This is a genomic window from Neobacillus sp. Fa239 (assembly GCF_055395235.1).
Genome location: NZ_AP041611.1, coordinates 676,151 through 690,559, shown reverse-complemented (window position 1 = coordinate 690,559; position 14,409 = coordinate 676,151). Strand labels below are relative to the sequence as shown.

Here is a 14,409-nt window from a genome sequence, read left to right as displayed (position 1 = left end):
TTTTTTATAAAAGAATAATTCTTTCATAAGTCTCTTTAAGCAAGCTGGCATTATGATGGGCATGATAATTTTTCTGAATATGTTCGAAGAGATCATTTTGAATCCGGGGTGTATATAAACCTCGATAAATAATACTCTGAATTTTATGGACCAGGCTCGAAACCGACTTTTTCTCTATTAAAAGATCCATGTGCTCCCCAAATAATTCCGGAATACCGCCTACCGCTGTGGTAATGACAGGAATTTTTAAAGCAATGGCTTCAATGACAACGGTTGGCATTCCTTCCGTATAGGAAGGTAGAGCAAATACATCACTTGCAAACAAGTAATCTCTCACCCTTATGTTATCAACTTCCCCGGTTAAGAAAAGCCTGCTATTAAATTCCGAACTTCGGCTTAATTTTTCTTTCGCTGGTCCATCTCCAACGAACACCACTGCCATTTCATTCGGTAGATAGTCCAGAGCCCGAGCAAGTTCAAAAACACCTTTCTCCTCCGTTAATCTGCCAACAAAGACAATAAGTTTTTTATCTTTCGGGAGGTTAAGGTTTTTTCTCATCTGTAATTTCGATTGGTCCGGCTGCTGAAATTGGGAGAGGTCGATCCCAATGGGGAGCACCACACTTTCTCTCCCTGCCAATTCCTTCGTTTTCTCTTGTAATTTACCCGCTACGGCTAAAACATGGTTTGCGGCTTTTACTGTTTGTAAGAATGCTTGTTTTGCACTTGTACTATAAAAGGGATAGACATTTACATCACTCCCATGAAGCGTTAAAATCCAGGGAAGCTTTTTTTGCTCCGCTACAATTCGTGCTGCTCCACCTGATGGCATCGCAAAATGAGCATGAATGAGATCAGGCGTCAGCTTATATTCTGACATGGTCCTCATGACGGCAGCCGCAATTCGTTTGTCCGGCAGCGCCCATCTTAACTGACCCGGAAGCGCTAAATAATCCGGTCGATAAACTGTAACTCCCTTTCTTTGATACATTGAAGGAATATTCTTGTTGACACGATAAGATTTACGTAAATATTGGATCAATGCTGGACTTCTCGGTATTGGGCAAATCACTGTAACTTCTATTCCCAATCGGATTAACGATTGAACCTGAGTTTCATGGAAAACTCCACGTCCGGGTTGGTCATCGCTGGGATATACACTTGTGATCCATAAAGCCTTCATCATCATCGCCCTCTAGTTGGTTTTTTTAGGAACTTGGAGAAATAATTTGGATATACTTTAAGCAAAAGCAGCAAGTAAAAAGCAGCACTCAAGCTCACGGAAATCAATAAAGGCCAAATCGTCTTCATCTGAAAAAATGAGACAAGAATTTCTTTCGTAAAATACGCTACAACGGTAATGAGGATGGATAAAAGAAATGGGATCAAAATGGTCTTCAGATAATGCCTCCATCGTAAATAAATTAATAATGTTAACAGCCACCTGCCGACTAAAAAGTTCACGAGGCTTACCAATACATAGGTCCAGGCTACGACCTTTAAGTTGTGCGACGCGACAGCCAAAAATAAGGCAGCGCCATAAAGGACCAGTACGCCGGCATCCCAATAAAATGCGATATTCGCTTTTCCCTTTGCCAGAATAATCGAGCCATTTGGATTCATTAAAACCCTAAGAATTCCGACGATAGACATAATTTGCAAAATCGGAACGGCCTCCATCCATTTTTGTCCGAAGATGGACGGAATAAAGACATTCGACACAGCTGTCAAGCCCATTAGGAGCGGGAAGGAAACAAGACTTAAAAGCTTTGTCATGTGTAAAAATCCTTCATTTAATGCTGTTTGACTCTGCTGATTTTTCGCAAAAACAGGAAAAGCCACTCTAGTAATAATGGGATTGATCTTCAAAACAGGGATCGTAACAATTTGATAGGCAAGATTATAAATTCCAAGTGCTTCTGCTCCCATGAACCGGCCGATTAAGATGACGTCCATATTGGAACCGATTCGGTTCACGATTCTCGAAAACAGCTGAAAAGCTCCAAACGAGAGGAAGTCCCTGCATCCAGAAAGATCAAACACAAAAGAAGGACGCCATTTCCTTTGATAACAGATAAAGTAAAGAATCCCCTTTAACCCATACAGCACCACTTGTGAAATGACATAGGCATATATCGGACTAATAGAAACAATCAAAATCACCAAGCTTAAAAATGAGATAAAAGTTGAAACTGCTTCTATGGCACCTAGCAGGTTAAACCTTAATTCTTTCTGCAGCAGGTATTGACTTTGCTGTCCTATTGGAGCGATTAAAAACATCATGGCTAATAGGTGGATTAAGTCTGTCAGTTCCTTGCGATGAAAGTACATGGCAATCAATGGACTTGAAAGGAATAAGATTAAAAACACGACAAGCCCTGCTACCATATTTAGCCAAAATAGTGTAGACAACGTTTTAAAGGAAACTTCTTCTTTTTGAATAACGGCTGATCCAAATCCCAAATCCAACACGATTTGGGCGAAGACAACAATGGTTGTAATCATTCCGACTAACCCAAATTGTGATATGCTCATTTGTTTTCCGAGCAATGCAAACTGAACAATTTGAATGACTGTAATCAGCAGCGTAGAAATCCCTGTCCATTTCATACCTTTATGCAATTGGCTCCTGATCGCTGACATTTGTTTCCCCGCCTTTGTTAACGTGCTCCATAACCTGTTACAATCACTTTAAAAGTTTTCAAAATAATTTTTAATTCAAGAGAAAATGATAAATTATTAATGTATTTCAAGTCATATTGAAGTTTTTCTCGCGGCGAAATGTCATATCCCCCACTTACCTGTGCCAGACCTGTAATCCCTGGTTTAACAAGCAGACGATGGGCAAACCCATTTATTTCACGATTAAACTTTTCTGTAAAAATGGGTCTTTCCGGTCGGGGGCCGACAATGGACATTTCCCCTTTTAATACCGAAATGAATTGTGGAAGCTCATCAATCCGTGTCTTTCGAATAAATGCACCAATTCTCGTAATTCGAGGGTCATTTACATCCGCCCACTTTGCCCCTTCTTTTTCTGCATCCATTCTCATGGATCGAAGCTTTATCATTTTGAAGCTCCTCCCGTTTCTCCCCATTCTTTCTTGGAAGTAAAATGGCGAGCCCGGCGTTTCTAAAACAATGAGGATGGTAAATACAACAACAATCGGAAATGCAATAAAAATCCCCAAGACTGCAAAAAGAATATCGAATATTCTTTTTAGAAAAAGGTAGTGCTCCACTTTCTTTGATAATTTGTAATTTGTGGTTTGGGTAGTTGAATAATAATAGTAGATATTTAGGCTTCTTTCAGAACTCACACTTAACCCACCTTACAAAGTTTATTTAATAAGATAAGCTCCCCCGTTACTAAAAATTATAGAGGGGTACTTTGGAGGTATCGTTTAGGAGAGATTAAGTGTTGGTAAACAATTATGAACGTTTATTAAATTTCTAAAGATTTTGTAAAGAAATTTAATAAATATAGGAAAAAAATACCGATATTATTGGGGATTTTTAGGGAACCATAACAAAGGATCAGATGAAGGAGGACTTTCCAATGGCAAAAGATCAACCAACTAATAATGAAGCAGTGGAAGCAAATCAAAAAATGAGCGAAGAATTTCAAGATTATGGAGCAAGAGCTTCTGCTCCTGCAGAATCTGAAGCTGATATGGCCAATGAAAAAATACAGGAAGCGTTTTATGGGAATGGAGACACTGACAGTTCATTGCCTGTTCATGTGGATGTGAACAACCCTCCCATTAGCAAATAAAAATGATAAGAAGTTATTCCAAAAGGGTCTGATCCCTCAGTCCGATGATGGGTCAGACCCTTTTGTTTGGGGCTCAAGCATATTTTTCTACCTTTCTTTCATCGATTACACTAGAGTAATGTTTTAATAAATTCCCAAAAATCTTATCCCAGTTTTGGAATAAAGCAAAATTTCTTCCTTCCCAACCCATTTGAATGCGCAGACTATCATGTCTTAACAACTTTTGAATAGAAAGGGCAAACTCCTCTATGTGGCCCGGGGTGCAAAGAAAGCCCGTTACTCCTGATTTAACTAAATTTTTAACTCCGCCTGCATTTGCCCCAATGACGGGTGTACCGCTTGCCAATGCTTCAAGAACAACATTCCCGAACGTTTCTGTTTGAGAAGGGAACACAAATAAATCCGATGCAGCATAGATTTCGGCTAAATGTTCTCCATTTAAATATCCTGTAAATCTCATATTTACAGGGGCCTTTTTTTGAAGCTCTTCTCGTAAAGGACCGTCCCCAATCACCAACCACTCAATATTCTCATTTAGCTGTGCAGGCAATGATGTTGAGACTGCCAATAACGTATTTAAGTCTTTCTCTGGAGCCAGCCTTCCCACATAGGTAAGCAGGTATTTTTTTGAAAGTCCATATTTTTCCCTAACCGCTTTTTTATCGTAAAAGGGATGAAATACTTTGCAATCAACGCCTCTCGGCCAAATTTCTAAATTAGTAAAACCTTGTTTTCTAAGCTGGTAAAATGTTTCTTTGGAGGGAACAAACAATTTGATAAAAGAATGATGAAACCAATTCATATATTTCCAGAGGATTTTAGAAAGAAATGGAAGGTCATAATAGTTTAAATATTGATCGAAATCGGTATGATAGGAGCCAACAAGTGGGATGTTTAACTTTTTTGCAAAATATACCCCGGAGAGGCCGAGGTTAAAGGGAGTAGCAACATGAATTAAATCAGGAGAGAAATCGATCAATTCTGCTTTAATGTTCAAAAGGTTGGGAAACGCAATCCTGCACTCAGGATATAAAAAAAAGGATATGCTTTTAAAGCGATGGATATCTCTGGCAGATAGTTGCTCCCTCGTAGATTCTGGAGCGAAAATTTTAAAGGTGATGTTCTTTGCCTCTAAATACTCTGTCAATCTTTTCAGCGTTCGGGCAACTCCATTAATGTCTGGATAAAAAGTATCCGTGAAAATGGCTATTTTCATATACTTCCCCCCAACATTGCTATAAAACACATAATAAATAATAACAAAGAGTACCAGCAATACTTCCAAGAATGCCGCCTGCAAATACATCTGAAGGATAGTGTAAACCCAAGTAAATTCTAGACACTCCTACACTAATCGCTAAAGGAATGAGGATAAGCGAAAGTTGTGGAATAAATAATACATATGGACTAATGACCGCAAAAATTGCCGTTGTATGACCTGACGGGAAAGAATGGTCTTGTAATGGATTAGCAGGAAACTTTGTTTCTTCTATTATTAAATACGGCCTTTTACGAGGAAAAAGCTTCTTCACAAAATGAACTGGAATATGACTTGCTGATAAAGCCATCGCACTGGAAATGACAACCAATCGAGTCTCCCTTGGTGATAAAATCAACAGGAGAAAAGTCGTAATAATGGTAAATCTTGCACCGCCAAAATGGGTAACAGCCCGAAAAAACAGATTTAAAAGCTTCTTATCAAAATGACGGTTTACTTGTTGGAAAAGTTTACATTCGAATCCATAAAATACATGTAACATTTTCATCATGGACCATTCTCCTTTAAACATTATTCATCTTTACATCAGCTTCAAGATTAGGAGGTTTGTTTCTGTTGATGATTTGCTTAATTTGATCACTTGTTCCTCTAAGAACAACATTTTCAATATTGCATGCAATACCAGCAACGGAATTCTTCATCCAATCCCTCCAAATGTTTAATTACCTTTATTGTATTAGATTCTTAAGGATTTTTTCTAAACCTGCTGTAAAAGGAATGTAAATAATTTGTAAATAAAAAGAGGGTGTCCAAAAGGGACAGCCTCTAGATCTATTCTAAAGTTCAAACATATTTTTGTTTAATGCGATGACTCGTTCCTGCTTTGGCCTCTTTAGAAGAAAGCCTGCCCGCGTTTGATGCATCCATTGATAGCAAATTGGAATCATACATAAGCTGATAAATGTTGAACTAATCAGTCCGCCCACAACGACAATTCCGAGCGTTTGCGAAATTACCGAATCGGTCCGGGTTGAAAGCGCAAGAGGAATCAGGGTTAACACGGTTGTGAGTGCTGTCGTCAGGATTGGACGAACACGAGAAAGTGTTCCCTGAAGAATGGCCTCCTCTAATTCCATACCGCTTCTTTTGTTCCTTTCGATTTTATCAACAAGGACAATCCCGTTCGTCACGACAATTCCTGTAAGCATTAATAATCCTACAAATGCCGCAAGATCCCACTCTTTCCCAAAGATAAACATTCCAATTACTGATCCGATAAACGCTAATGGAATGCAAATTAAAACAGAAAGTGGTGCTTTCCAGCCCCGAAATACCGCACTAATAATTAAAAGAACAAGCAAAATGGAAAAGAATAAGGCAATCGCCATTTCATAAATCATTTCAAATACTTGCTGCGGCGCACCTGCGAATGAGTATTTTACTCCTTCTGGCAAAGGTATTTTTGCAAGAGAACTTTTTACCTCATTTGTCACTTTTTCGATATCCTTCGATGTGATGTTTGCAGTAATAACTGCATATGGATGTCCATCCTTTTCTTGAATGACTGAGGTACTGGATGGGGTAAGGACAGCTAGACGGTCAAATGAAATCTTTTGTCCATCCTTATTGATAAAGGTTTCTCCACCCATTAAAGAAAAAATATCTTTCGTGCTGCCTTTTTGCACATCGGTATGAATGACAATTGGATAGGCAGTTTGGTTAATGGAGATCGTGCCCTTTGTTCCTTCTACCGTATACTCTTCAATCCGATTCAAAACATCGGCAAGCTTAATTCCGTTATTTTCAATCAACTTACGATCAAGCGTGATCTCATACTGGGTTGTATGATCTTCCTCATCTGCACTGCCTTGAACACCCAGTCCCGGAATCAGTTTCAATTGATTGCGAATTGCTTGGGCCATCGATTCCAGCGTCTGGTCGTCGGCTCCAGTAAGATTGATTTTCAATTGGGAATCATCCCCTGCAATACTTGCATTTGAAACTGTGTAAACTGCTTTACCTGATAAGGAGTTTAATTGTTTTTGCATTTTAGGGACAAACTCATTTACATCTGTGCCATTCTTAAGAGTGATTGTAACATTTGCAATGTTTGGTTTCTGAATCCAACCGCCCCCTGCATCAAACACATCATCCGATTGCGGAGTATAGGAAGAACCGAGACCGGATGAAAAAGAGACCACCTGCGGATTGGTTTTCAATAACTCTTCCAATCTTCGTACTTCGCCATCGACTTCCGTTAAAGCAGTATTTTGCGGCATTTCGATTTGAACACCGACTTGACCAGTAGTATTGGTCGCTGGTAAAAAGTTCACAGGCAGAAAAGCTGCCCCAACCGAAGAAAGTAAAAGTAACAAAAGACTAGCGATAATCACCATTTTCTTCTTCCCGAACACCCAGTTGATCATTTTTCTCGAATGGGGTTCTAACGTATCCAGTACGGCAACCGGTTTTCCTTTCCAAAAAAGGTTATAAAGTACCGGAACAATTAAAATTGAAACTAATAAAGAAATTAAAAGGGCAATCACGACAGACCATGCAAATCCTGAAAATGCAGAACTCACCATACCCCCAATCATCGCGATCGGAATGTAAACCGCGACAGTCGTTGCCGTAGAAGAAACAATCGCAGGAATCATCTCGGATACAGCACTTGATAGCAAATGAATACCATTGATTCCTTTTGACTCATATACCCTTCGGTTAATATTATCGAGGATGACGATTGAATCATCGACCACTCTGCCCATTGCCACAATCAGGCCGGAAACAGTAAGGAGATTAAGGCTGATCCCCATTGTTTTTAACAAACCTGTTGTTGCCAATAGACAAATCGGCAGGGAAATTGCGATTAATAATGTAGAACGGACCTTACGAAAGAAAAGAAAAACACAAATCATTGAGAACAAGCAGCCTAATAAACCCTCTTTAATAAGGCCCTTTAACGAGGAATTAACCTGTTCACCCTGATCAAAAAGAATCGAAAGTTTTACATCTTTATTTTTCACGGCAGGTATTTCCTTCATGACGATTTTTAAACGATTGGAAACATCCGTTATATTGGATGAAGGTGTCTTTAAAATATCTAAGAGAACACTTGGTTTTCCGTCCGTTCTGGAAACCGTCTGCAGGTTGACAATCGAGTTGGAAATATCCGCTACAGATGAAAGCGGGATTGTCTTTCCGTCTTTAGTGCGAACAGGAAGCTTTGACAGGTCCTGATGATTTAATCCCCAGCCGGAAACTTGAACGGGTAAGGAAATCTGGTTGTTTGTCACCTTCCCCTCGATTCCCGTTGTATAGTTTTCTGCTAGCGACTTTTTAACATCTTCCACAGTTACCCCGGCTTTTTTTAAGTCCTCTGTGCGAAGGTTAACAGCATATCCGGCACTCCCGCCACCTGATACTCGTACATCGTTTACTCCAGGAACAGTTTTCAACTGCTTAACAACATCCTCCTGAATGGCCGTACGGAGTGTATTTTCCGTTATATTATCAGTTGCACTCATAAGACTAATTCTCATGATTGGAAGAGAATTTGTACTAAGACGTGTTACGAGAGGTTTATCTACATCAGTTGGAAGTGAAAGTCCTTCGAGGGCTTTTCCTACCTGATCCTCGGCCTTTTTCATGTCATAATTCATCGGAAAATTAAGACTTACCAGCGATCCGCCATTAAAGGAATTCGTCTCCACATCCTGCAAACCATCAACAACCCTTACTGCCTGCTGGATTGGATCGGTTACCAATGATTTGATATCACTCGCTTGATAATTTTCTGCATGTACTGTGATCATCAAGGTCGGATTGTTAATTTCCGGTAAATAGTCGCGTTGAATGTTGAGAGCCGACATTGTTCCCCAAACAAGGATTAGTACAATCAAGGTTACAATCAAAATGGCACGTTTCATTGTTTCATCAATTAATCTCTTCATGTCATTTAATCCAGGCTTTGGAAAACCCGAACTTTCTCCCTCCTCATGAATAAACAATCTAAATACGAGCAGCTACCTCGAGAGGTAGCCGCTTGTTTGATTCTGGCTTTTTTCCATGAATATTAGTTATCAGCAGGATTCGGTGCACTGCTTTCAGGCTGTGCCTGCACTTCATCCGGTGTTAGAGCTTTATTATCACCTGGGTATGGTTTATCAAAGCCTTTTGTTGCATACCAAACGGAGTGATTTAACATGTTGGCATTGACAGCATCCGGTTTAGCGTGCTTTCCGCTAAATTCATCTTTGTGTGCGTTCGACCATTCGGTCCATTTTTTCGCTAAGTCCTTGGCCTCTGGTGTTACATTCGTTGTGTTTGCAAGTGCTGCCGTATTGGATCCAGGCTGGCCGTTTAATGTATCAAGTGGAATTTGGTTTGGTACAAAGTTGTACGGAGTGAAGTCTGGCTTATTTGTAAAGAGTTCACTCATTGGTTCAGCCGCTGAATCGTTTTGGTTCATGGCAGGAAGTCCGAGAATTTGTTCGATACTTCGAACCATGTTGATAACCGTATAGTAATGGCTATCCGTAATTCCTCTCTTCACCCAAGGGCTGATAACATAAGCTGGCTCACGATGTCCGTCCACATGGTCTAAACCGTTTTGTGAGTCATCTTCAGTGACAAAAATAACTGAATCCTTCCAATATTTACTGTGTGAAATCAAGTCAACAATCTTACCTACAGCAAGGTCATTGTCTGCCACCATTGCCTGCGGTGTTGGATTGCTTGTTGAATTTCCTGCAGTGTGGTCATCCATTACCCACATGGTGTTCAATGCTGGTAAATCGTTATTTTTCACGTGTTCTTCAAATCGCTGTTTGAAAATTTCAAAACGGTACTGATCAGGAATATTCGTATCAAATTGCGGGAAAGGCTTGTACGTAATCGGGTTCAGAGATGGAATATCAGATGTTGCTGAATAATTCCCAATCGGTACATGAAGCTGGCCTTGTTGTTGTCCGGAAAGAATTTGGTAATCTTTCCACCAGTCTGTCCAATTACCATATGGCGCTGTTCCAGAGAAGCCAGTCGTATCTTCCCCAAAGTTCTCTACAGTTTGTCCATTTTTAAGTGCCTGATCCCATAAATGTCCTGTAGGTGCATAGGCCATTGCATCTCCTGCTCCACCAGGATAGCTACGAACGTTTGCTGCATCAGTTTCTTTATCCTCATAATCATTATTTGTTGCTTGCATTACCCATTGATGTCCGCTGGCCGACTGAATACCGGAATTATACGTGTTATCCAAAAGCGGGAAGGTGTTTGCCAGTTTATGCAAGTTAGGAGTAACCTGCTGTGGGAACTGTGTTAAAGCAGGTTCACTGTTTCCTTTTCCAATGTCACCGAGTACTTGGTCATACGTTCTGTTTTCTTTAACAATATAGAACACGTGCTTAATCGTTGAAGGCTCACCCACGCGCTCAGGCATAGCAACAGGCTTCTTATTTTCACGTGCTGGTGCATTCAGATCCTTTAAGCCGTACCAGTTATTGTTTTTGTACACTTGGTCTGTTCCCTTTGCTAAATCAGTAGCAGTTGGGATTGGGATTAATGAAAGTGATCCTTCTTGTGCATATGATTGGTGGCCATTTACGGTAATACCTTGGATCGTTAAGTTACGTGATGGTCCGCGTGATCCAATACCATCCGCATTCGCAACTACCAGTTGTTTATTGGCAGAATCTAATGCGATATCGACTGGGAACCATGCAGTTGGTAAAAGTCCTTGCAATTCAGGTGTCTGATCTGGACTCTGCCAGTTGTATACTGCAATGGCGTTGTCACGGCCAAGGCTTACCATTAACTTGCCATCTACAACTTTTACAGCGTTTGGCGCTGCTCCTTTTGGAGAATTAGGATATGGCTTAATGTTGATGGTTTGAACGACTTTATTTGTTTTAGAATCTATAACAGAAACAGAATCGCTGTTTGTGTTGGCTACGAATATGTACTGGCCAGACTGTGTCATGCGCGTTGGCTGTACACCCACTGGAATGTTATTAACGACAGTATTTGTTGAAAGGTCAACTACAGAAACACTTCCTGTTGTCGTAGCACCTGTTTTATCTGTAACAACTGAAGTACCGGAAGAATCAACTGTTGTATCACCAGCTTGGGCTTTGCGGCCACCTTGGTTTGTTACGTATGCATAGTTACCACTTACTAAAACACTTGTTGGAGCATTTTCAACTGCAACCTTCGTTAATGCACCTGTTGCTGGGTCAATTACGCCAAGGCTGTTGTCACGGTTTAAAGAAACTAGAAGTTTTCCGTCTGGTGCAACCGTGATGTCATTCGGGTTGATATTGCCGCCAACTGATGCTAAAGGCAGATTGATAGATTTTAGAACTGAAGGGGTACCATCTTGTCCCACATTCATAACTACAACTTTACCAGTCGAGCCTGATGAACCAGTTGCATAAAGCTGGCTGCCATCTTTTGAATAGGCTAAGCCCCACATATGAGAAAGACTTAAGTTGATATCCTGGGATTTCATTACTCCTGTTGCAAGATCAACTACGTTAATTCCTTTACCGCCGTAATCACTGCGGCCGACGATTGTTACGGCAGTTTTTCCATTTGGATTTACAGCAACAGTAAGTGGGTTGCCGCCAAATTCAATTTGCTTTCCAGCAGGTGTGATCAATTGGTTTACAGGAGTCTGAACAGAACCATCTGCTTGTTCTCCTACAAGATTACTTCCAAAAGGACCGTCTTGTGCAGCGTAGACACCTGCGGAACTAAGAAGTAAAGTACCTATGGCTAACCCAGCGAGAAGCCTTTTCTTTTTTCTAAACTTCTTTAACATCCTTACCACGTCCTATCTATTTTTTAATTACAAAAATAGAATACTCCCTATTTATTAATCTCTTTTGCAGTAATTGTAAATTACAATTAAAGAATTATCAGACCATTAAACTATTTCGAAATACCTATTTGTTAAGTTCCAGTATATAATGTTACAAATAAGTTTCATCTTCAAAACGGATTTCATACAAAAAGAACCGGATTTCATTTTCCGGTCCCTTAATTTTTATGGAAAGACATTGGAACCAGCCAATCATACATACTTGCTAAAGTAAATGTAACTGAATATAATTCTATCAAAGCAATTGATCAATTATAGAAAGGAAGAATCATTTTGAGTATCTATTATGAAGAGATATCGGAAGATGATATTAGTTGTCTTAAGGATTTATGCAACGAATTAATGGCCTTTCAAAAATCTAAAACCACTATTTATCCAGAGTTATTTGATACCATGAATTTTGAAACAAGAATGATTCCCTCTGTTAAAAGTGCGAAAGCTAACTATTTTGTGGTCGCAAAAGATGGCGATGAAATTGTTGCCTACGTATATTGCAATATTTCAGCAAAAGAGACTTACTCAAATGAATTTGCTACTTTTTTTGATCTTGATTCTGTAAAAAATGAGGATGTTGGTTGTCTGTCCCAGTTTTATATCAAAGACGGTTATCGCAGTATGGGAATTGGATCTGTATTATTCAAAAAGTCAATGGATTGGCTGAACTCCTTTCCGTCCATTCATGATTTATTTATTTTCGTCTCGAATGGAAATGAAGATGCATTAAAATTCTATCAGCATAAAGGCTTCAAAATCAGCCACCAGATTCTCGATGGGTTTATTACGGTTTTGAGAAATACATAAGTTTTTGCAAAAAAATCCCTGAATTCATTTCAGTGAATTCAGGGATTTTCGTCAATTAATTTTTACTTTTTTCTTCTATATATTGTCGTTCCCCTGTCTTGGGATTGATATAGACACGTGTGACAGCATTAGAAATCGGGTCAATTGACACTTCATCTGTGGGCTCAAATCCTTCTTTTAGATTCCCGCCATTTGTTTTATAGCGTTTGTCTTTTCGTTTGGAAATCATCCAGAAGACGAGTGCCACAATGAATTGAAATAACAAATATAATAAAAACCATTTCATTCCTATTCAGCCTTTTCGACAACCACTGCCGTTCCGTAAGCAACAATTTCACTCATGTTTTGGCCAATTTCCCCTGAATCAAAACGAAACATGACCACGGCATTAGCACCCATGGCATGCGCATTTTGTATTAAACGGTCCAATGCCTGTTTTCTTGCATCCTCGAGCATTTCAGTATATTCTTTAATTTCCCCGCCAGCCAAAGAGCGGAGACCCGCCATAACCTGACCGGCAAATCCACGGCTTCTCACCACAAGGCCAAAGGCTGCACCCTTTACTTCCTTAATTTCATACCCTGCAATTTGTTCGGTCGTGACAATCAGCATTTTTAACCCCTTCTCCCTTATACAAGATATATAAAATCTGATGTATCTCTGGAAACATGATGTGAATTTTACGTTTAGTATAAAGCTACGAATTAAAAATGTCAGTAAAAATTTTACAAAATATCTTTTATTTTTTCTATGAAAAATTCCTGATAAGTATCAACCCAAGTGCGGCTGTTGAATTTCCTCTTTTTTGTAATAAAACAAAAAGTTGCCCATTTATTATAGGCAGCTTTATTTTGAAATATAGGAAATGATTCGCTCAAAAACATCTAATTGATCGGTCACAATGAAAGCAGGAAGAATCATCAAAGCTAGCAAAACACCTAGATTAGTACCAACCATTATTTTAATAAAACTATAAAAATACTTCATGATATTCCCTTCTTAGTTATAGTAATATTACATACTATGCCAATTTATCGAAGGGGATTGGACAACATGTTAATAAAATAATGATAATGAAGAAAATTTCCCTCCACTAAATCAGACTGGTCTAATTTAATAGAAGAATTCCACCTATTATGCAACAATAAATTAAGGAGTAATATCTAAAGCCTGGCGAAAACTAAAATTGTAACAAGAAGGAGGGATTGACGTGTACCATCGGATTTGGACAGTTGCCAATATTTTTCTTATTGTCGGCTCGATTATTTATATTTGGTTTTTTCGCCCACATGACAGCACCCTGATCGTTATCAGCCAGTTTTTGGCTCAAATATCCATGATATTATTTATCTTCAATGTGAATATGTATTTTATTTTCTTAATCATTCGAAAAACAAAGCAAAGAAAAGTGAAGATTCGGCTTGCAACCTTCTCCAGGTATTTTATGAAGTGGCATATTAAAATAGCCATGACCGCTACCCTCCTCATTATCGGGCACGCTGGGATTAACCTTTTTAAAATTGGGCCTGTCATTGGATATCGTCATATCAAGATGTTAATGGGTTATACATCCTTTGTTTTTCTTTTGGTTACTTTGATTGCCGGATATATGCGCCACAAGAAAGCATCAGGTTTTCGAAAAAAATTTCACCGCATCGCAGCTATGATTTTTACCGTTTCCTTTTTAATACATATGGTTATTCCAATTTAATATTGATGCGATGAGTGAGTTTA

Annotated in this window: 14 protein-coding genes; 3 read left to right on the top strand and 11 right to left on the bottom strand. The window is 39.2% G+C overall.

Going from position 1 to position 14,409, the window contains the following annotated elements; genetic code table 11:
• Positions 1-4: 4 nt before the first annotated feature.
• Genes tuaC through ACZ5XR_RS03180 form a run of 3 tightly spaced genes read right to left on the bottom strand, consistent with a single transcriptional unit; the run spans position 5 to position 3,320 of the window.
• Positions 5-1,183 (bottom strand): teichuronic acid biosynthesis protein TuaC, encoded by a 1,179-nt coding sequence (tuaC, locus tag ACZ5XR_RS03190; protein ID WP_464502207.1) that lies wholly within the window; start codon positions 1,181-1,183, stop codon positions 5-7.
• A gap of 2 nt (positions 1,184-1,185) precedes the next feature.
• The gene (tuaB, locus tag ACZ5XR_RS03185; protein WP_464500264.1) at positions 1,186-2,643 is read right to left on the bottom strand and encodes a teichuronic acid biosynthesis protein TuaB; all 1,458 of its coding nucleotides are present in this window, start codon (positions 2,641-2,643) and stop codon (positions 1,186-1,188) included.
• Between the two features lie 17 nt (positions 2,644-2,660).
• Positions 2,661-3,320 (bottom strand): sugar transferase, encoded by a 660-nt coding sequence (locus ACZ5XR_RS03180; RefSeq protein WP_464500263.1) that lies wholly within the window; start codon positions 3,318-3,320, stop codon positions 2,661-2,663.
• Between the two features lie 239 nt (positions 3,321-3,559).
• Between ACZ5XR_RS03180 and ACZ5XR_RS03175 the strand changes: the two genes are divergently transcribed.
• Positions 3,560-3,775 (top strand): hypothetical protein, encoded by a 216-nt coding sequence (locus ACZ5XR_RS03175; protein WP_464500262.1) that lies wholly within the window; start codon positions 3,560-3,562, stop codon positions 3,773-3,775.
• A 73-nt stretch (positions 3,776-3,848) separates the two neighbouring features.
• Here ACZ5XR_RS03175 and ACZ5XR_RS03170 read toward each other — a convergent pair whose 3' ends face one another.
• The 5 genes from ACZ5XR_RS03170 to ACZ5XR_RS03150 form a co-directional block, all read right to left on the bottom strand.
• Complete coding sequence (locus ACZ5XR_RS03170; protein WP_464500261.1) at positions 3,849-4,991, bottom strand: glycosyltransferase family 4 protein; 1,143 nt, start codon at positions 4,989-4,991, stop codon at positions 3,849-3,851.
• A 19-nt stretch (positions 4,992-5,010) separates the two neighbouring features.
• Positions 5,011-5,535, bottom strand: coding sequence for a phosphatase PAP2 family protein (locus ACZ5XR_RS03165; RefSeq protein WP_464502206.1), 525 nt, complete (start codon positions 5,533-5,535; stop codon positions 5,011-5,013).
• A gap of 22 nt (positions 5,536-5,557) precedes the next feature.
• Entirely contained in the window at positions 5,558-5,695 is a 138-nt protein-coding gene (locus tag ACZ5XR_RS03160) for a hypothetical protein (RefSeq protein WP_464500260.1), read from the bottom strand.
• A 135-nt stretch (positions 5,696-5,830) separates the two neighbouring features.
• Positions 5,831-8,947: an efflux RND transporter permease subunit gene (locus ACZ5XR_RS03155; protein ID WP_464500259.1), complete on the bottom strand. Its 3,117-nt coding sequence runs from the start codon at positions 8,945-8,947 to the stop codon at positions 5,831-5,833.
• 122 nt (positions 8,948-9,069) lie between these two features.
• On the bottom strand, positions 9,070-11,814 hold the full coding sequence (locus ACZ5XR_RS03150; RefSeq protein ID WP_464500258.1) for an alkaline phosphatase family protein: 2,745 nt from the start codon (positions 11,812-11,814) through the stop codon (positions 9,070-9,072).
• Positions 11,815-12,147: 333 nt separating this feature from the next.
• Between ACZ5XR_RS03150 and ACZ5XR_RS03145 the strand changes: the two genes are divergently transcribed.
• A complete protein-coding gene (locus ACZ5XR_RS03145) occupies positions 12,148-12,675 on the top strand; it encodes a GNAT family N-acetyltransferase (RefSeq protein ID WP_464500257.1) in 528 nt (175 codons plus the stop codon).
• Between the two features lie 55 nt (positions 12,676-12,730).
• Here ACZ5XR_RS03145 and ACZ5XR_RS03140 read toward each other — a convergent pair whose 3' ends face one another.
• From ACZ5XR_RS03140 to ACZ5XR_RS03130, 3 genes are all read right to left on the bottom strand, one after another.
• Positions 12,731-12,961 (bottom strand): hypothetical protein, encoded by a 231-nt coding sequence (locus ACZ5XR_RS03140; RefSeq protein ID WP_464500256.1) that lies wholly within the window; start codon positions 12,959-12,961, stop codon positions 12,731-12,733.
• Between the two features lie 2 nt (positions 12,962-12,963).
• Positions 12,964-13,287: a heavy metal-binding domain-containing protein gene (locus tag ACZ5XR_RS03135; protein ID WP_464500255.1), complete on the bottom strand. Its 324-nt coding sequence runs from the start codon at positions 13,285-13,287 to the stop codon at positions 12,964-12,966.
• Between the two features lie 234 nt (positions 13,288-13,521).
• Complete coding sequence (locus ACZ5XR_RS03130; protein ID WP_464500254.1) at positions 13,522-13,662, bottom strand: hypothetical protein; 141 nt, start codon at positions 13,660-13,662, stop codon at positions 13,522-13,524.
• A gap of 223 nt (positions 13,663-13,885) precedes the next feature.
• Between ACZ5XR_RS03130 and ACZ5XR_RS03125 the strand changes: the two genes are divergently transcribed.
• The gene (locus ACZ5XR_RS03125) at positions 13,886-14,386 is read left to right on the top strand and encodes a hypothetical protein (RefSeq protein ID WP_464500253.1); all 501 of its coding nucleotides are present in this window, start codon (positions 13,886-13,888) and stop codon (positions 14,384-14,386) included.
• Positions 14,387-14,409 lie beyond the last annotated feature (23 nt).